Annotated in this window: 16 protein-coding genes and 1 pseudogene; 6 read left to right on the top strand and 11 right to left on the bottom strand. The window is 66.6% G+C overall.

Translation table 11 applies throughout. The annotated features are described in order from the left end of the window. The 8 genes and pseudogenes from Q7V45_RS19495 to Q7V45_RS19460 form a co-directional block, all read right to left on the bottom strand. A pseudogene (locus Q7V45_RS19495) lies at nucleotides 1-555 on the bottom strand (hypothetical protein); the annotation flags it as partial. Next, entirely contained in the window at nucleotides 556-1,032 is a 477-nt protein-coding gene (locus Q7V45_RS19490) for a copper chaperone PCu(A)C (RefSeq protein WP_304855090.1), read from the bottom strand. Nucleotides 1,033-1,140: 108 nt separating this feature from the next. Further along, nucleotides 1,141-3,219: a TonB-dependent receptor domain-containing protein gene (locus tag Q7V45_RS19485; RefSeq protein WP_304855088.1), complete on the bottom strand. Its 2,079-nt coding sequence runs from the start codon at nucleotides 3,217-3,219 to the stop codon at nucleotides 1,141-1,143. Nucleotides 3,220-3,288: 69 nt separating this feature from the next. Next, nucleotides 3,289-3,681 (bottom strand): DUF2946 family protein, encoded by a 393-nt coding sequence (locus Q7V45_RS19480; RefSeq protein ID WP_304855085.1) that lies wholly within the window; start codon nucleotides 3,679-3,681, stop codon nucleotides 3,289-3,291. A 64-nt stretch (nucleotides 3,682-3,745) separates the two neighbouring features. Beyond that, on the bottom strand, nucleotides 3,746-4,606 hold the full coding sequence (locus Q7V45_RS19475) for a DJ-1/PfpI family protein (RefSeq protein WP_304855083.1): 861 nt from the start codon (nucleotides 4,604-4,606) through the stop codon (nucleotides 3,746-3,748). A gap of 13 nt (nucleotides 4,607-4,619) precedes the next feature. Further along, nucleotides 4,620-6,710, bottom strand: coding sequence for a TonB-dependent siderophore receptor (locus Q7V45_RS19470; RefSeq protein ID WP_304855079.1), 2,091 nt, complete (start codon nucleotides 6,708-6,710; stop codon nucleotides 4,620-4,622). 513 nt (nucleotides 6,711-7,223) lie between these two features. Next, nucleotides 7,224-7,616, bottom strand: a complete 393-nt coding sequence (locus Q7V45_RS19465) for a DUF2946 family protein (RefSeq protein WP_304855077.1) — start codon at nucleotides 7,614-7,616, stop codon at nucleotides 7,224-7,226. Nucleotides 7,617-7,665: 49 nt separating this feature from the next. Then, a complete protein-coding gene (locus tag Q7V45_RS19460; protein ID WP_304855074.1) occupies nucleotides 7,666-8,037 on the bottom strand; it encodes a hypothetical protein in 372 nt (123 codons plus the stop codon). Nucleotides 8,038-8,067: 30 nt separating this feature from the next. Here Q7V45_RS19460 and Q7V45_RS19455 point away from each other — a divergent pair, with 30 nt between their 5' ends. After that, the gene (locus Q7V45_RS19455) at nucleotides 8,068-8,943 is read left to right on the top strand and encodes an NUDIX hydrolase family protein (RefSeq protein ID WP_304855071.1); all 876 of its coding nucleotides are present in this window, start codon (nucleotides 8,068-8,070) and stop codon (nucleotides 8,941-8,943) included. Nucleotides 8,944-9,007: 64 nt separating this feature from the next. After that, the gene (locus tag Q7V45_RS19450) at nucleotides 9,008-9,370 is read left to right on the top strand and encodes a hypothetical protein (protein WP_304855069.1); all 363 of its coding nucleotides are present in this window, start codon (nucleotides 9,008-9,010) and stop codon (nucleotides 9,368-9,370) included. 119 nt (nucleotides 9,371-9,489) lie between these two features. Here Q7V45_RS19450 and Q7V45_RS19445 read toward each other — a convergent pair whose 3' ends face one another. Then, nucleotides 9,490-10,461, bottom strand: coding sequence for a tripartite tricarboxylate transporter substrate binding protein (locus Q7V45_RS19445; RefSeq protein WP_304855063.1), 972 nt, complete (start codon nucleotides 10,459-10,461; stop codon nucleotides 9,490-9,492). Nucleotides 10,462-10,591: 130 nt separating this feature from the next. Here Q7V45_RS19445 and Q7V45_RS19440 point away from each other — a divergent pair, with 130 nt between their 5' ends. From Q7V45_RS19440 to Q7V45_RS19425, 4 genes are read left to right on the top strand one after another with little or no spacing between them, the layout of a single operon-like run. Beyond that, nucleotides 10,592-11,998 carry a hypothetical protein gene (locus Q7V45_RS19440; protein ID WP_304855061.1) on the top strand — a complete coding sequence of 469 codons (1,407 nt, stop codon included), beginning with the start codon at nucleotides 10,592-10,594 and terminating at the stop codon, nucleotides 11,996-11,998. Continuing rightward, the gene (locus Q7V45_RS19435) at nucleotides 11,995-13,404 is read left to right on the top strand and encodes an amidase (RefSeq protein ID WP_304855058.1); all 1,410 of its coding nucleotides are present in this window, start codon (nucleotides 11,995-11,997) and stop codon (nucleotides 13,402-13,404) included. Before Q7V45_RS19440 ends, Q7V45_RS19435 begins: the two co-directional genes overlap by 4 nt. Then, nucleotides 13,405-14,826, top strand: coding sequence for an amidase (locus Q7V45_RS19430; RefSeq protein ID WP_304855055.1), 1,422 nt, complete (start codon nucleotides 13,405-13,407; stop codon nucleotides 14,824-14,826). It begins immediately after the preceding gene. A 21-nt stretch (nucleotides 14,827-14,847) separates the two neighbouring features. Next, the gene (locus Q7V45_RS19425; RefSeq protein WP_304855052.1) at nucleotides 14,848-15,411 is read left to right on the top strand and encodes a hypothetical protein; all 564 of its coding nucleotides are present in this window, start codon (nucleotides 14,848-14,850) and stop codon (nucleotides 15,409-15,411) included. Nucleotides 15,412-15,525: 114 nt separating this feature from the next. On the opposite strand, the gene Q7V45_RS19420 is transcribed toward Q7V45_RS19425, so the two are convergent. Next, nucleotides 15,526-15,933 carry a hypothetical protein gene (locus Q7V45_RS19420; RefSeq protein ID WP_304855051.1) on the bottom strand — a complete coding sequence of 136 codons (408 nt, stop codon included), beginning with the start codon at nucleotides 15,931-15,933 and terminating at the stop codon, nucleotides 15,526-15,528. A gap of 74 nt (nucleotides 15,934-16,007) precedes the next feature. Beyond that, nucleotides 16,008-16,148: integrase core domain-containing protein (locus Q7V45_RS19415; RefSeq protein WP_370692630.1), on the bottom strand; the 141-nt coding region annotated here is incomplete at its 5' end.

The following is a 16,148-nucleotide window of genomic DNA, read 5'->3' as shown; positions in this document are numbered from 1 at the left end:
CTGCACCAGCCAGCCGAGTTGCGAGGCCTGCACCGTGCGCGGGGCCGCCGGGGCCGCCGGCGCGGCCTGTTGCGGCCCCGCCTCGACCGGTGCGGCCGGCCGTGCCGGCTGCGGCTTGCGCTGCACCGGCTTCGGCTCCGGTGGTCGGGGCTTGGGCTCGACCTTCTTCTCCGGCGGCGGAATGTCCACCGGCGGCGGTTCGTCCGGCGGTGGCAGCTCGATCCTGGCCAGCGGGAACTCCGGCGGCGGCAGGTCGGGCGGCGGCGGCTCGACGATGGCCGCCAGCTCCGGCGGCGGCGGCCTCAGCTCGACCGGCGGCGGCGGTTCGGCGTTCTCGATCTCCGGCTGGCCCGGCTCCTCCGCCGCCACCATCCGCACCTCCATCGGCGCGATGTCGCCCACCACCAGCTTCACCGGCTCGACCTGCGTCAGCGCCCAGCCTCCGCCCACGTGGAAGAAGATCACCAGCGCCAGGATCCCCCGGCGCGCCGCGGTCGATAGCGGTTCCGCGAGCGCGCCGGGAGGCATTGGACGGTCGAGCCGCACGTCGGACACCTATCGCATCTGGTGTCCGGTGCCGGCGGCACCCATGGCCTCGACCTTGAGGTCCACGTCGATGCTTCCCGCCTTCTCGAAGACCAGCGTCACGGGAACCTTGGCGTCCTTCGCAAGCGGGGCCTTGAGCTCCATGAACATGATGTGATAGCCGCCCGGCTTCAGCATCACGGTCGCCCCGGCCGGAATCTCGAGGCCCTTCTCGAGCTCGCGCATGCGCATGACCTGGCCGTCCATCTTCATCTCGTGGATCTCGACCTTGAGCGATGCCGGACTGCGGGCGGCGATGAGACGATCGGCCGTCGTTCCCTTGTTGGTGATCGTCATGAACCCGCCACCGCTCTTGGCGGTGGCCGGCGTGGCGCGGGTCCACGGCGTCGCGATCTCCAGCGACCCCAGCTTGTAGTCGTGAGCCGATACAGGTCCTGCCCAGGACAGGACCAGCAGTGCGCAGATCGCAGTTCGACGTCCAATCATCCGACTTCTCCTGTTGACGTATTTCTGCCGCAGAGCGGCGGGGAAGATCACTCTCCCGCCGTCCCACGAAGGCCTGCGGCGAAACCTTCGTGGTCGCCACGCTCCAGATCAGAAGCGCGCCTGGATTCCGGCGTAGACCGACGCCCCGTCACCCGGATTGTAGAGGGGGCTCGCCGCCGTGGCGGTGTTGATCACGCCGACGTTCGAGACGTACATCTGGTTGGTGAGGTTGCGGGCATCGACGAAGAATTCGAAGCCCTTCAGGCCGGTATAACCCGCCTTCAAGCCGAGCAACGCATAGGCCGGCGCCATGAAAGCCGGATTGTTGACGTTGTCGACGTAGTAGCCCTGCGGCGACCATTCAAGGTTCGGCCCGATGTAGAAGCCGCCCGGCGAGTCGTAGCGGGCCTCGGCGCGCAGGTAGTAGGGCGGCGCACCCGGCAGCTGGTTGTTGCCGTAGGTGGGATTGTTGTCGAAGCGGTAGTCGCCCACCGTCAGCGCCATGCGGCCGGTGATACGGTCGTTGCGTTCGCTGCGCCATGCCGTGCCGTTGAGCCCGAGCTCGATGCCCTGATGGATCGAATTCGGAATGTTGACCGCGATGGCCGAACCGCCGAAACCCGGCACGACGAGCAGCTGCAGCTCGTTCTTGACCCACGAGCGGTAGATCGAGAGATCCCATCCGACATTTTCGCCCAGCTTGCCGCGCGTGCCGATCTCGGCCGTCCATGAGGTCTGAGGCGCGAGCGGCGCAAAGCCCGGCGCCACACTGGGATTGAGCTCCGACCAGGTCGGCGGCTCCGAGGCGCGGGAGACGTTGGCGAAGATCTGCAGATCCTTGCGCGGCTCCCAGAGAACGCCGACCTTCGGATTGACCTCGAAGTAGGCAGCGGCGCCGGAGTCGTTGCCGTTGACGAGGTAGTTGTCCGTCAGCGTCCGGTTCGCCCAGTTGAACTGGACGCCGGTGACGATCGAGACCTCGGGCGTCGCGTAGAACCAGTTCTCGCCGTAGATCTCGACGCTGCTCGAGAACTCGGTGTTGTCGTTGGTCAGCGCGCCCGGCACACCGAAATTGTTTCGGAACTGCCTGTTGCGGTTGGTGCCGCCGAAATAGTTCACGCCGAGGACGAAGTCGTTGCGATGGCCGAAGAGCTGGCGCGAGCCCTTGTATTGGCCCGTTACGCCCCAATCGAGCAAGTTGTTGTCGATGACCGCAAAGGTCAGCGGATGGAACAGCGACTTCGCCTTGAGATAGGCCTGCAGCGTGAGGGCGTCGTCGCCGATGTCCACCACCGTCGTATTGGCGAAGCGGAAGGAGTCGACGTCGCGACGTGCGTTCTGCACGATGTTGGCGAGCGGCGCCTGCCGGGGATCCGTGAGGTACTGCTGCTGGGTCAGCGAGCTGGGGATCTGGTTACGGATCTGATTGGCCGAGAAGAAGAATCGCGTCTCGGCGTTGGATCCGATCTGCGCCCCGACATTGCCGTTCAGGCGCTGCAGGCTCTGGTTGGTATGTTCGCGAAAGCCGTTGCCGCTCAGGTTGGTGAAGGACAGCCAGGCGTCCCACGGACCGTCGCTGAAACCGGCCGCCGCCTGTTGACCGAAGGTCTGGTAGCTGCCGCCGTAGACGCGGGCGGCGAGCCCGGGATTGCTGCGGCCGGTCGGCGAGACGAAGTTGATCGCGCCGCCCAGGGTCATGGCGCCGTAGCGCAGGGCGTTGGCTCCCTTGTAGACCTCGACATACTGCTGGGCGAGCGGATCGATTTCGTGGAAGTCGCCGCCGCCGTCGGCCTGGTTGATGACCGTTCCGTCCTGCAGGAGACGCACGCCGCGCAGGTGGAAGTTGCGCGACAGGCCCGAGCCGCGGATGACGAGCTTGGAATCCTCCTGGCCGTACTTGCTCTGCACCCAGACGCCCGGCGTGTAGTCGAGCATGTCCTTCATGGTGGTGGCGCGGCCGTCGAGATAGCGCGAGGCCGGCACGACCTCGACACCGCCGGGAGTCTTGTTGATTTCCTCTTCCGCCTGCTTTGCCGAAGGCACGGTGAGCGATGCGGTGGGTGCGGTTACGGTAATGGCCGGCATGGCGGGCGCCTGGGTCTGCGCCAATTCCTCGGCACGAAGGATCGCGGGCACGAGGGCGAGCCCAATGGTGGCGACGACGGTCGCCCGAAGAGTCGAAGACATGATGCTTCCTTGTAAGGCTGACGCGAAACAGCGCGCACGCCGCGGGCGTGCACGTTGCAGGACGGTAGGTCAGACTTTCGGAAGCGGAGGAGCTCGGGGTTGGTTGGGGCCGTCGCGGATGGCGCCGGTCGAGGGATGATGGTGTGCCGCGGGAACGTGCTGCGCCGTCTCGGTGGCCTCGACCTCGATCGACGTGCCCGACGGCAGCGCCTGCGCCTGAGCGTGGGCCAGTCCGAAACAGCAATCATGGACCTTGGCGTTCGCCGGTCCCTGCGACTCGCCCTCGCCCTTCTCTCCACTCGGCTGGCAGAGCACGCCCCACAGGGTCGCAGCCGCCTCCGGTCCGCCCATCCGCAGCATGACCGCGTGCGAGAGGGGCTGGAGGATGGCCAGCGTGATCGCAAACAGCGCCGCCGTCAGCGCCATCGAGCGCAAACGTGAAATCGGCTGCTTGGCAATCATTCTTAATTGTAGCCGGGTTGTCTGGTGAAGCTCAAGCTGCTCGGCCGACAAGGTGCCTGCGTCATCACAGCCGCCCGAACCTGGCGAATGCGGTACGACCCGTCTTCTCTGCTTCGGCGACGAATCCGGTGAACATCCCTTCGATCATCGCCGTGACCTCCGCGGGTGCGCGTTCGGGCGTGCCTGCGGAGTATGGAGGCTTGGGATCGTACTCCGCGATGAGCTGGACGCCCTCCGCATACTGACGATCCCGGAGACGACCGACGATGGCCAGGCCGAAGTCTATCCCTGCCGTCACGCCCCCTCCCGTGATCCTGTTGCGGTCATCGACGACCCTGCCGTCTGCGGGCGTGGCGCCAAAGATCGGCAGAAGCCCCTTGGTGGCCCAATGAGACGTCGCCCTGTATCCGGCGAGCAGCCCCGCCGCGCCCAGGAGCAGCGAACCGGTACAGACCGACGTGACGTATTTCGCGCGGCTCCCGCGGTCCTTGAGGAAGAGCATCGTCGCGTCGTCCTTCATCGCCGCGAGCGTGCCCTGCGAGCCGCCGGGCACGCAGATGATGTCGAGGTCGGCCGGACATTCGTCGAAAGTCATGGACGGCATCACGGCCAAGCCGGTGTCGCTCTGCACCGGGTCGCGCGTCTTGGCGACGAGATGGACCTTGGCCCCCATCAGGCTTGTCAGCATGTGATGCGGGCCGACCATGTCGAGCGCCGTGAACTGCGGATAGATCAGGAAAGCAATCTGCTCCGATCCCATCCAATGGGCGGGCATTGACGACATGTCGTGATCCACCTCCTTGTGCCCTGCTTCGGCGGACGGCACGGTGCCGCCCGTCTGTTGCGCCAGGACATGTCCCGGCACCTGAAGGACCGCCGCGGCCGTGGCGGCCGCGGCGGAGAAATGACGTCGTGTCAAAGACATGGCGACCTTTCCGTCAGAACTTGAAGGCCAGCTGGCCATAGACCGAGAGCGGCGCTCCCGGTGCGACCTGTCCGCCGAGCCAGCTGTACGGCACGAAGTACTGGTTGTTCGTCAGGTTCTTGGCCGAAACGACGGCCCTGATCTTGTCGGTCTCGTATCCGATCTTCGCATCGATCGTATAGTAGCCGGCGGTCTGCCAGAGATTGGTCGCATCCACGTACTGGTTGGAGGCGGCGTAGATGCCGGCGCCCAGGCTCAGCCCCGGCATCACGCTCTCGTCGAACTGGTAGTTCAGCCAGAAGCGCCCCGAGTGTTCCGGGACGAAGGGCAGCCGGTAGCCCGCAGGAATGCCTGCCCCGGCGGGGTCGGCGAAGATCGCACTCGTGTAGCCGTAGCTCGCCAGCACGCTCCAGTTGCGATTGGGCTGGTAGAGGAAGTCGGCTTCGAAGCCGCGCGATGTCTGCTGGGAGAGGGTGGCGGAAACGGCGGTCAACCGGACCGGGACGTTCGTGCGCTCGATCTGGAAGAGCGCCATGGTCCCGGTGAAGGTATCGTTGATGTTGAGCTTCACGCCGGCCTCGTACTGCGTGGAAAACTCGGGCGCCGGCTGGGCGAATGTCTGCGAGAACGGCACCCACTTCATTCCCTGGGAGTAGCTGCCGTAGAGGGAAAGCCCCTTGACCAGATCCACGACGATGCCGGCGCGGGGAAGCAGCCGGGTCGCCTGAGTCACGCGCGTCACCATGGCACCGGTGGCGAACTCGTTGTAGGTGATGTCGATCGACGCCAGGCGGGCACCGGCCAGAACATGGAACCGGTCGTTGATCGTCGACTGCAGCTGCGCGTAGAAGCCCGTCGTCAGGTACGTGTTGTTGAAGTTGAAGAACGAAACGCCTTCCCCACGTCCCGGCACAGGGAAGGTATAGGGCGTCGTGAACGAAGGATTCTGCAGGTTCACGAGGGAGGGCGTGCAGCCAAACCCGATGAGGAAGCAGAAGTTGCCATTCGTGTCGACGTTCATGAACCCCCAGTCGGTAACGCGGCTGAAGTCGCCACCGATCAGCAGCGTGTTCTTCGTCGACTCCGTCGAGAACTTCGCCTGAACCGTCGGGTTGATGCTGATTTCCTGCTGCTGGTCGTACACCTCGATGTTGTTGACATCGAAGGTCGACGGCGGAAACAACGGTGTGCCCCCGGTGCCCGTGGCATCGAGGAAGGCACTCTGGGAGTTCTGCTGCATCTCCGACCGGCTCCACCGCGCCTTGACGTTGACCGACCAGACATCGTCGATGCGATGGTCCAGTGTTCCGGTCACGCCATACATCTTCGAGTAGCTCGGCATGATGTTGGGATCGCCGAAGTACAGGCTGCGGTCGACGGTGTAGGCGCCGGTGACCGTGCCGCTGACCGGCAGGCCGGGATAGGCCTGTTGGTAGGCCTGCGATACAAAGCCCTGGAGCGTCAGGGTCGTGTCCGTCCTGTTGGTCAGCGTAAGCGTCGGATTGATGCTGAAGCGGCGGGAATTCAGGACGTCGATGAAGCTGCTGCTCCCGGTGTACTCGGAGGTGAGGCGAAACAGCACCGTCTTCTCGTCGTTCAGGGGCTGGTTCACGTCGATATAGGGGTTGGCGTACCAGTAGCTGCCGAACGTCGTGCCGAACTGATACTTCGCCGTGTCGGTCGGCATCTTCGAGACGACGTTGAGCACGCCGCCGACCGGCGCGCCGGCGCCACCGCCATAGACGACCGCGCTGGGGCCCTTCAGGACCTCGACGCGCTCGACATTCACCAGCCCGTCGCGGTCACCCGCGATGAACAGGTTGCCGGCAAAGCCGTCGGTCCAGAGTTCCGCGCCGAACCCCCTGATCTTCACCGGGGTCTGCTCGACATTGCCGATCATCCGTGTGTCGACGGGCTGCACGTTGCTGGCGTTCCGGACGGCGTCGCTGAGCGTGATCGAGAGCTGGCTGTCGATGAGGGACCGCGTAATGACGTTGATGTTCTGGGGCAGTTGCTCGATGGGCGTCGAGGTCCTGGTGGAAGACTTCGCCGTGAGCGCACGAAGTCCCTGCACCGGACCGGCGGTCGTCTGTTCGATAGGCACACCCGAGCCCTGAACGAGCACAGGCGGGAAAACCACGGGCGCCGATGATGGCTGGTCCGCGGTCTGGGCGAACGCCGGCACGGTCAGAAGTGCCAGCCCGGACCCGAGAAGAAACCTGGCGGCGCCGGAACGGCCTTCCAGACGGCGATGTGGACTGTTGCGGCTTCCCGGGGAACCGATCGCAACGCAATTCTCCCCGCAACGGGATGCTGTGACGGGCCTAACGCGCATGAGTGCCTCCAGCCGTCCTGACGCCGAAGGTCGCCGCGGAATCGGTCGAGGCCTTCCAGCCCACCGTGCGCTCGCAGGCACCGGAGAAGGCCGGAAGGAGAGAGCTTCCCGCGAGGCGGGCCAACGAAACAGCGGCTGGAGGTAGAGCGAGCGCAGGCACGAAAGCCAGGCCCGCAAAGGCGACGGAAGTCGCCCAGGGAATCGACAACATTTCTTGCTTCCTTGATTGGCTGACGCAGAGCCTCACGCGCGTCACGGACGCGCGCGTGGCACGATGAACTGTCAGTCGTTGGGAAGCGGTGGGGCGCGGGGTTGTTGTGGCCCGTCGCGGATGGCGCCGGTCGTTGGATGATGATGCCGGGACGGGACCCGATCCGAGGCCGGAATCTGGTCGACGAATACGGCAGCAATCGCTGGGCCCAGCAGCACGGGCGTATGGGCGAGGCCAAAGCAGCAGTCGTGGACCTTCGCATTGGACGGGCCGGACTCCTGGTCCGCCTCGCCACCCGCCGTGGGTTGGCAGATCGCACCCCACAGAGCTGCCGCCGCCTCCGGTCCGCCCATCCGCAGCATGACCGCGTGGGAGAGGGGCTGGAGGATGGCCAGCGTGATCGCAAACAGCGCCGCCGTCAGCGCCATCGAGCGCAAACGTGAAATCGGCTTTGTGGCGATCATGGCGAAGTTTAGGCAGCTTCCCGGATCAACTCAAGCCGAGACGAACGACTTACGCCGTTCGGCGCAGCGTCGCCGTCGCGTGCAGCATCGGCTCGACGACGGCGTGGGCGAACAGCCAGGCTTCGGCATGGACGGAGTCGCCGTCGCGACGGATCACCCGCGAGAGCGAGATCACGTCGGCGGCCTGCGCGGGTCGCAGCACGGTCACGCCGAGATGCGATACACGCGTTTCCAGACCCGAGGCGGCACGCAGCGAGGTGTCGACCAGCGACAGCAGCGCCGCCGTCGTCCATTCCTCTCCGGCCGCCGGTGAAAAGCGCAGCCGTACGTCCTGGTCCTGGCATTCCTCGACGAACACGTCGTGACGGTCGGAAGGTGGCAGCGCCTTCTCGAGAAGCGCCTGAAGTTCGTCTTCGGTCATCGATCGCACTCTATGCTATCTCCCCGGCCCATGTCCTTCCTCGACCACATCCGCCGGTGCAACAACGCCGACCTCGCCCAGTTCGAGCCGTGGTTCGTGGGCCCGCACCGGGCGGGGTTCGTCCATCGCGACTTTGCAGCCAGTACCCTGCCGGCGTCCGGCCTGTTCCAGCGAAGCGGCGGCGCCTGGCATCTCGATCCCCGCCTGGACACGCCGCAGAAGCGCACGACGGAGATCCATGCATTCCTGCTGGCCTTGCGTGCGGCCGGCCATTTCAATGGCCTGTGGCGCGAGGAGAGATACGCCGTGGCCCCGCAGGACGGCGCGCCCTTCCTGATGGAGATGGAACGCTCGGCGGTACCGTGGTTCGGCGTGCGGGCCGGCGGCCCGCACATGACGGGCTATGTGCGCCGAGCCGACGGGCTGCACATCTGGGTGCCCCGCCGCTCCTACGAAAAGCCCACCTTCCCCGGCCAGCTCGACAATACGGTGGCCGGCGGGCAGCCCGCGGGGCTCGGCCTGCACGAGAACCTTGTGAAGGAATGCGGCGAGGAAGCCTCGATCCCGCCCGAGCTTGCGCGCCAGGCGAGGGCGGTGAGCGTCGTCGGCTACTGGAACCAGTCCGGCCAGCAGCTGAAGCCCGACGTCATGACATGCTTCGATCTCGAATTGCCCGCGGATTTCACACCGCGGGCAAACGACGGCGAGGTCCATTCGTTCGAACTGTGGCCGGTGCAGCGCGTCTTCGAGACGGTGCGCGACACGATCGAGTTCAAGTACAACTGCAATCTGGTCCTGATCGATTTCTTCGTGCGTCACGGCATGCTGTCGGCCGACGATCCGGAGTTCGTCCCCATCGTCGCCGGGCTGCGGATGATGTACGCTCCGTGCAACGGTTCAGGCTGAGCGACGGCACGTCACCTCGAATGTGTTGCCGGCTCGGCCGACACAGCGAAAGGTGGCGGCCCTCATGCCACGTGCCCTCCTCGTCGTCGCGCTGGCGGTGGTCCTCGCCAGCCCGTCTGCGATGGCGCAGGACGGACATCACGGCCACGGACATGCCGAGAATCACGACTGGTACGAGAAGCTCAAGCGGCCGGGCTCCAACGCCTCGTGCTGCACCGGCACCATCAACGGCGTCGAAGGCGACTGCCGCCCGACGCGCGCCTACCAGAAGGACGACGGCACCTGGTACGCGCTGCTCGACGGCCGCTGGGTGGCGGTGCCGCCGAAGACCGTTCTGAACGAACTCGCCCCCGACGGCCGCAGCCACATCTGCGCGAACAAGACCGGCACCATCTTCTGCTTTTTGGGCGGTTCGCCCAAGAGCTGACGCATGTCGCTGGAACCCACCTGCTGTCATCCTGAGCGCAGCGAGGGACCCTTATCTGCGACCGGGCAAAGGTCCCTCGCTACGCTCGCGATGACAACGTGCGTGTGATACGGGCGTGCTTACGCCGGCGGCGCGATCTTCGCCTCCTGAATCACCTTGCGCCACTTCTCCGTCTCGGCGGCGAGGCGCTTGCCATAATCGGCGGCGCTGCCGCCCACCAGGACGAAGCCAAGATCAACGAGCTTCTTCGCCGTCGTCGGGTCGGTGAGGACCTCGGTGAAGGCCGCATTCAGCCGGGAAATGATCGGCTCGGGCGTGCCGCCCGGCGCCATGACCCCGAAGAACACCGCGCCCGTCAGGTTTGCAGGCAGACCGACCTCGGCCACCGTCGGCACGTCGGGAAGCATGGGCACGCGCTTGGCCGCCGCGACGACCAGACCGCGCAGCCTGCCATCCTTCACCGCGAGGCCGCCCGGCAGCAGGGTGTCGGAGAACAGCATGACATGGCCGCCCAGAACGTCCTTCAGCGCGTCGGCGCTTCCCTTGTAGCCGATATGCTCGAGCTTGATGCCGGTTTCCATCCTGAGCTGCTCGCCCCACAGATGCGGCATGCTGGCATTGCCCGCCGAGGCGTAGGGTATGGGCGAGGTCTGCGTCTTCGCCCAGGCGATGAATTCGGCCATCGTCTTGTAGGGCGCGCTGGGATTGCAGGCGAGCAGCAGCGGCATGTCGACGTAGCTGCAGACGGGGGCGAGATCCTTGACCGGGTCGTAGGGCAGTTTCAGGCCGAACGACGAATTGGTGGCAACAGGGGCCGCCGCCATGAGGATCGTGTAGCCGTCGGGCTTGGCCTTGGCGACGATCTCGGTGGCGATGATCGTCCCCCCGCCCGGCTTGTTTTCGACCAACACCTGTTGGCCGAACTTGTTCGTGAGGTACTCCGCCGCGATACGGGCGGACGTATCGGTCGCACCGCCCGGCGCGTAGGGCACGACGAAGCGGATCGGCTTGTCGGGAAATGCCTGGGCACGCGCGATGGACGGCGCGAGCGTAAGAGCTGCGGCGGCCCCCAGCAGATGGCGACGCTTCATGTTGTTCCTCCCTTGGTGTCTTGTCGTCGTTGGACGCGGAGTATCCGCGACGGAGGGAAGAAGAGCTAGCCCCTCGACCAGCCGAGGTACGGCATGCGAAGCTGAATGCGTGCAAATTCGAGGGGGCCGGGTGGCGCGGGACGGACAAGGGCTGGAGCTGGGCAATGCCGACGAGGGCGCGATCGCCGCGCTGGATTTCGTCAGGCAGGAATGGCTGGGCTTCGGCAAGCGGTTCGCCGACTTCATCGCCGCCGCCGACGCGGAAGAAAAGTGCCTGATGCTGCCGTTGGTTTCGGCGAGCCTCTTCCTCTCGATGTACTCGCCGGACGGTCACGCGGCCGCGACACGCCACCTCGCGCGCGCACAGAAGATGACGGCCGGCGCGCGCCCTCGCGAATTCGCGTGGCTCGGCGCCATCGAATTCTGGGTCGCGGGTGACACCGACCGCAGCCTGAAACAATTCCGCAGGATCGTGGCCGAATGGCCGCGCGACCTGCTGGCCGGCAAGCTGGCGCAGCTGCTGGCCTTCAATCGCGGCGAGGCCGAGACGCTGCTCGAGGTCGGCGAGAAGCTCCTCGCCGCCAACCAGGACAATCGCTTCGTCTGGGGCATGTATGCGTTCGGCCTCGAGGAGTGCAATCGCCTCGACGAGGCCGAGGCAGCCGCACTCAAGGGACTGGCGCTCGACCGCAACGACCCGTGGGCACATCATGTCATCGCCCATTGCCTGGAGGCGCGCGGCCGTATGCTGGAAGGCGTCGCCTTCCTCAGTTCCGTGTCCGACACCTGGAGCGACTGCAACTCCTTCATGCAGACGCACAACTGGTGGCACCTCGCGCTGTTCCTGATCGACCTCGACCGCACCGACGAGGCGCTGGCGCTCCATGACCAGCGCGTGTGGGGCGTCTGGAAGGAGTTCTGCGAGGACCAGGCCAACGCCGTCTCGCTGCTGGCGCGGCTGGAACTGCGCGGCGTCGATGTCGGCGCCCGCTGGGCCGATCTCGCGATCTACCTGAAGCCGCGCCTGCACGAGCATCTCTCCGCCTTCCACGACGTCCACTATCTCTACGGGCTGGCGCGCGCCGGCGAGCGCAGCGCCGTCACCGAGATGCTGGCGAGTCTCGAGGATCGGGCCGGGCGCGCGAAGCCGTTCGAGCGCGAGCTCTGGGCCGATTGCGTCGTGCCGCTGGCGCATGGGCTGGCGGCCCACGCCGCGGGTGACATGCCGGCGGCGGCGCGCCTGATGGGCCAGGCGATGCCGTACCTGCGCAGCCTGGGCGGCTCGATCGCGCAGCGCGCCCTGTTCGGCGCGATCCATCTCGATGCGCTGAGCCGCGCCGGCTGGAACGATGCGGCGCTGGCCATCCTGCAGGCCGACGAACGCGAACGGCCCGGCGTGGCCGCGACCAAGCGCGCGCTGGCCGATCTCTATCGCAAGGTCGGCCGCAGCGAGCAGGCACTCGCCGCCGAGTACCAGGCCGAACAGCTCGCCCGCCAGTATCGCGCCCAGGCGGCAAGGACGGGAGAAGCGGCATGACAGTGGATCTCACGCAGGCGAGCGCTGCCCAGCTCGGCGGGCTCTACCGCAAGGGCAAGGCCTCCCCGGTCGAGACCATGAAGGCGGTGCTGGCGCGGGCCGACCGCCACGCGACGACGATCAACGCGCTCTGCCATGTCGACAGGAAGGCGGCCCTGGCCGCCGCGCGCGCCTCGGAGAAGCGCTGGAAGAAGGGCGAGCCGCTCTCGCCGCTCGACGGCGTACCGGTCTCGATCAAGGAGCTGGTGCGGGTCAAGGGCTGGCCCGCCTCGATGGGCAGCAAGCTCACCGACAAGGGGCCGGCCGATGCCGATGCGCCGGCGGTGGCGCGGCTGCGCGAGGCCGGCGCCCTCGTCTTCGCGCAGAGCACCAGCCCGGAATACGGCCACAAGGGCGTAACGGATTCGCCGCTGCACGGGATCACGCGCAATCCCTGGAACACCGGCATGACGCCCGGCGGTTCCTCGGGTGGCGCCGGCGCCGCGGTCGCGGCGGGCCTCGGCCCGATCGCCATCGGCACCGACGGCGGCGGCTCTGTGCGCATCCCCGCGAGCTTCAACGGGTTGATCGGCCTCAAGGCCACCTTCGGCCGCGTGCCGGCCTGGCCGCCGTCGATGACCGGCGACCTGTCGAACACCGGCCCGATGGCCCGCACCGCGCTCGACGCCGCGCTGATGATGAACGCCATCGCCCGGCCCGATCCGCGCGACGGCTATGCCCTGCCCCCGGACGACACCGACTACACGAAGAAGCTCACCAAGCTGCCGAAGAAGCTGAAGATCGGCTTCGCGCTGCGTTTGGGCGACCATCCGCTCGACATCGAGGTCGCCGCGATGGTGACGAAAGCCGCCCGCGACTTCGAGGCGCTGGGCTGCACGGTCGAGGAGGTCGAGGCGCCCTTCTCCTTCGCCGAGGCCAGCCGCACCTTCGTGATCCACTGGCTTTCGGCGCTCCAGCGCCTGCTGCAGGTGTTCCCCGAGGCGCGTCACGGCGAGTTCGATCCCAACCTGCTGGCCGGCGCCAAGGCGGGGCTGCGCTACAGCCTGCAGGACGTGGTGAACGCGCAGGTGACGCGGCGCGACCTCACCCTCGCCTGGAACCTGTTCTTCACGAAGTACGACCTGCTGCTCACGCCCACCGTCGCCGTGCAGCCCTTCGAGGCCGGCACGAACCTGCCTCCAGGCCCCGACGGCAAGCCCAATGTCCTGTGGTCGCCCTACACGCCGCAGTTCAACCTGACGCGCCATCCCGCGGCGACGGTGCCGTGCGGCCTGTCGCGGCAGGGCCTGCCCATCGGGCTGCAGATCGTGTCCGCCCATTACAACGACGCGCTGGTGCTGCGCGCCGCCGCCGCCTTTGCCGACGTCCATCCCCTCGAATTCCCTGTCCTTCCGGAGACCAAGTAGATGACTGCCGACCTTGCGATGATGCCGGCCCACGAGCTGGTGAAACTCTTCAAGGCCCGCAAGGCCTCACCTGTCGAGGCGACCAAGGCCGCGCTCGCCCGCATCGACGCCTTCAACGGCCAGCTCAACGCCTTCCAGCATCTCGATCCCGACACCGCGATGCGCCAGGCGCGCGCCTCGGAGAAGCGCTGGAAGAAGGGCGGCAAGCGGCTTTCCGACATCGACGGCGTGCCGATCACCATCAAGGACATGGTGCTGACCAAGGGCATGCCGACCCGCATGGGCAGCCTCGCCACCGATCCCGACGGGCCCTTCAACGTCGACGCGCCGGTGGCGCAGCGCCTGCGCGAGGCCGGCACCGTGCTGCTCGGCAAGACGACCTCGCCGGAATATGGCTGGAAGGGCGTCACCGATTCCAAGCTGTACGGCACCACGCACAACCCGTGGAAGATCGACCGCACGCCGGGCGGCTCCTCGGGCGGCGGCACGGCGGCCGAGGCGGTCGGCATGGGCAACCTCGCCATCGGCACCGACGGCGCAGGCTCGGTCCGCATCCCCTGCTCCTTCTCCGGCATCTTCGGCCTCAAGCCCACGCAGGCGCGCGTGCCGCTGTGGCCGGTCTCGGCGCAGGGCACGCTCTCGCATGTCGGCCCGATGACGCGCACCGTGCGCGATGCGGCGATGATGATGAACGTCATCGCCCGCCCCGACCCGCGCGATCCCTATGGTCGTCCCGACGATGCCGAGGACTACCTCAAGGGCTTCGACAAGGGCGTGAAGGGCCTGCGCATCGCCTATTCGCCGAACCTGGGCTTCGTCGAGCGCGACAAGATCGACCGCGACGTGGCGGTGGCGGTCGAACAGGCGGTGAAGGTGTTCAAGACCCTGGGCGCCAGGATCATCGAGGACTCGCCCGACTTCATGGGCATGGACCCGCGCAAGATCCTGAACGCCCACTGGCAGTCGAATGTCGCCGTGCTGCTCAACAATTTCAGCCCCGAGAAGCGCGAGCTGATGGATCCCGGCCTGCTGAAGGCCGCCGAATACGGCGCCAATCTCGGCCAGGAAGCGGTCGTCACCGCGATCCACCAGCGCCAGGCGATCTCGGCGATCATGAACCAGTTCATGGCCAAGTACGACCTGCTGCTGACCCCGACCATGCCGATGACCGCTTTCGCAGTGAACGAGAACGCGGCCTGGGGCGGCGACGGCGTCGACATCGGCTGGACGCCCTTCACGCTCACCTTCAACCTGACGCGCCAGCCGGCCGCCACCATCCCCTGCGGCCTCGACCGCGAGGGCATGCCGATCGGCCTGCAGATCGTGGGAGGCCATGCGAGGGACGCCCTGGTGCTGCGCGCCGCAGCCGCCTACGAAAGCGTCCGCCCGATCCCCGCGCCGCCGATGGCGCATCAGATCTGACGGACCGGGAAAGCGCGTCGGATGGCCCTCAGCCGCCAGACGCGCATTTACATTGCCCTCGGCGTGGCGCAGGTCGCCGCTCTGGCATTGCTCGCCTGGTTCGCCGAGCGGCAGGTGGCGCTGGGCCCGACCGACAGGCTCGGCTGGCGGCCTTTCAGTTGGCCGCTCTCGACGGAGCGTGCGCCTGCGGGCCGCGCCTATAGCGGCGAGGATCACGACGTCTATGTCTGGCTGACCTTGAACGCGCTGGGCAGCAGCGGCGACTGCCCGGAAGGCATCAAGGGCGACGCGGCATTGGAGCGCGCCGTCGACATCCGTCTCCTCGATCCGCGCTTCACGCCGGTTGGCCCCGGCGAACGCCGGCGCGTGACAGACCTCGTGGGGTGGACCCGCGTCTACGTCCACCGCCGCAACAACAAATCCCTGCGCTACGGCGAGGCCGTGGCCGTCCCCTACAAATGCGACGTCATCACCGCGATTATCGATGGCGACGCGCGCGATCCGGCGAAGCGCAAGATTGCGCACGAGTTCCTGGAATCGAACACCGTGCAGGTCTGGATCAACAAGCAGCTCGAGGGGCGTTAAGAATCAAAGGTCCTTCGCTGCGCTCAGGATGACAATGTTGTTGCGATGGGCGCAGTGCGTCGATGCAGGAGTTTTTGTCATCCTGAGCGCAGCGAAGGACCTTTCCAAACCCCTCTACAATTTGATCGGCATCTTGCGCGCAAAGGCCGCTGCGACGACACCGAAGCCCATGCTCGCCAGCCACAGCCAGTAGCCTTCGCGCAGGCCGGTGATGGGGTTGGCCATGCCGGCCTCGTTGGTGATCACGCTCGTCTCGAACATGAACGATCCGGCGAGCGCCAGGGCCGCCAGGGACAGTATCAACGCCGGAATGCGACGCGCCAACAATGTGGCGATCCACGAGACGCCGAGCAGCGGATTGGCGAACCAGCTCGTATGACTCAGCGCACCGAACAGCAGGATGCTCCAGCCCTGCCAATCCGAGCAGATGCCAGAGACGCAGAACGCGTCCCGCGTGAGGCTGGCGGCGAACAGGATCACGCTGAGCATCAGCGCGACGCGTGTCGTGCGGCTGGTGGTCATCTCGAACTCCTCTCCCCCGATAGGGGGAGAGGTTGGGTGAGGGGGTGCCGCACGACCGCCTGTAGCCCCCTCACCTAGCTGTGGAGCCTCAACAGGTTGTCCTCGGCGAGGGCGAGTCTGCTGATGGGTGTTTTACCCTTGATGCCGCCGTGAGGTCGATGCCAGTTATAGCGATGGATCCAGAAGGGCAGCTCTTGGGCACGCTGGTCTGAAGT

This window comes from Reyranella sp., assembly GCF_030651995.1.
Classification (GTDB): Bacteria; Pseudomonadota; Alphaproteobacteria; order Reyranellales; family Reyranellaceae; genus Reyranella.
Note: the sequence above shows the minus strand (reverse complement) of the source record. Positions and strands in the feature narration are given on the sequence as shown.

Bases quoted from the DNA above. Each gene is read 5' to 3' on its own strand.
- Q7V45_RS19490 (WP_304855090.1), bottom strand. From the start codon at position 1,032: ATGATTGGACGTCGAACTGCGATCTGCGCACTGCTGGTCCTGTCCTGG.
- Q7V45_RS19485 (WP_304855088.1), bottom strand. From the start codon at position 3,219: ATGTCTTCGACTCTTCGGGCGACCGTCGTCGCCACCATTGGGCTCGCC.
- Q7V45_RS19480 (WP_304855085.1), bottom strand. From the start codon at position 3,681: ATGATTGCCAAGCAGCCGATTTCACGTTTGCGCTCGATGGCGCTGACG.
- Q7V45_RS19475 (WP_304855083.1), bottom strand. From the start codon at position 4,606: ATGTCTTTGACACGACGTCATTTCTCCGCCGCGGCCGCCACGGCCGCG.
- Q7V45_RS19465 (WP_304855077.1), bottom strand. From the start codon at position 7,616: ATGATCGCCACAAAGCCGATTTCACGTTTGCGCTCGATGGCGCTGACG.
- Q7V45_RS19460 (WP_304855074.1), bottom strand. From the start codon at position 8,037: ATGACCGAAGACGAACTTCAGGCGCTTCTCGAGAAGGCGCTGCCACCT.
- Q7V45_RS19455 (WP_304855071.1), top strand. From the start codon at position 8,068: ATGTCCTTCCTCGACCACATCCGCCGGTGCAACAACGCCGACCTCGCC.
- Q7V45_RS19450 (WP_304855069.1), top strand. From the start codon at position 9,008: ATGCCACGTGCCCTCCTCGTCGTCGCGCTGGCGGTGGTCCTCGCCAGC.
- Q7V45_RS19445 (WP_304855063.1), bottom strand. From the start codon at position 10,461: ATGAAGCGTCGCCATCTGCTGGGGGCCGCCGCAGCTCTTACGCTCGCG.
- Q7V45_RS19435 (WP_304855058.1), top strand. From the start codon at position 11,995: ATGACAGTGGATCTCACGCAGGCGAGCGCTGCCCAGCTCGGCGGGCTC.
- Q7V45_RS19430 (WP_304855055.1), top strand. From the start codon at position 13,405: ATGACTGCCGACCTTGCGATGATGCCGGCCCACGAGCTGGTGAAACTC.
- Q7V45_RS19425 (WP_304855052.1), top strand. From the start codon at position 14,848: ATGGCCCTCAGCCGCCAGACGCGCATTTACATTGCCCTCGGCGTGGCG.
- Q7V45_RS19420 (WP_304855051.1), bottom strand. From the start codon at position 15,933: ATGACCACCAGCCGCACGACACGCGTCGCGCTGATGCTCAGCGTGATC.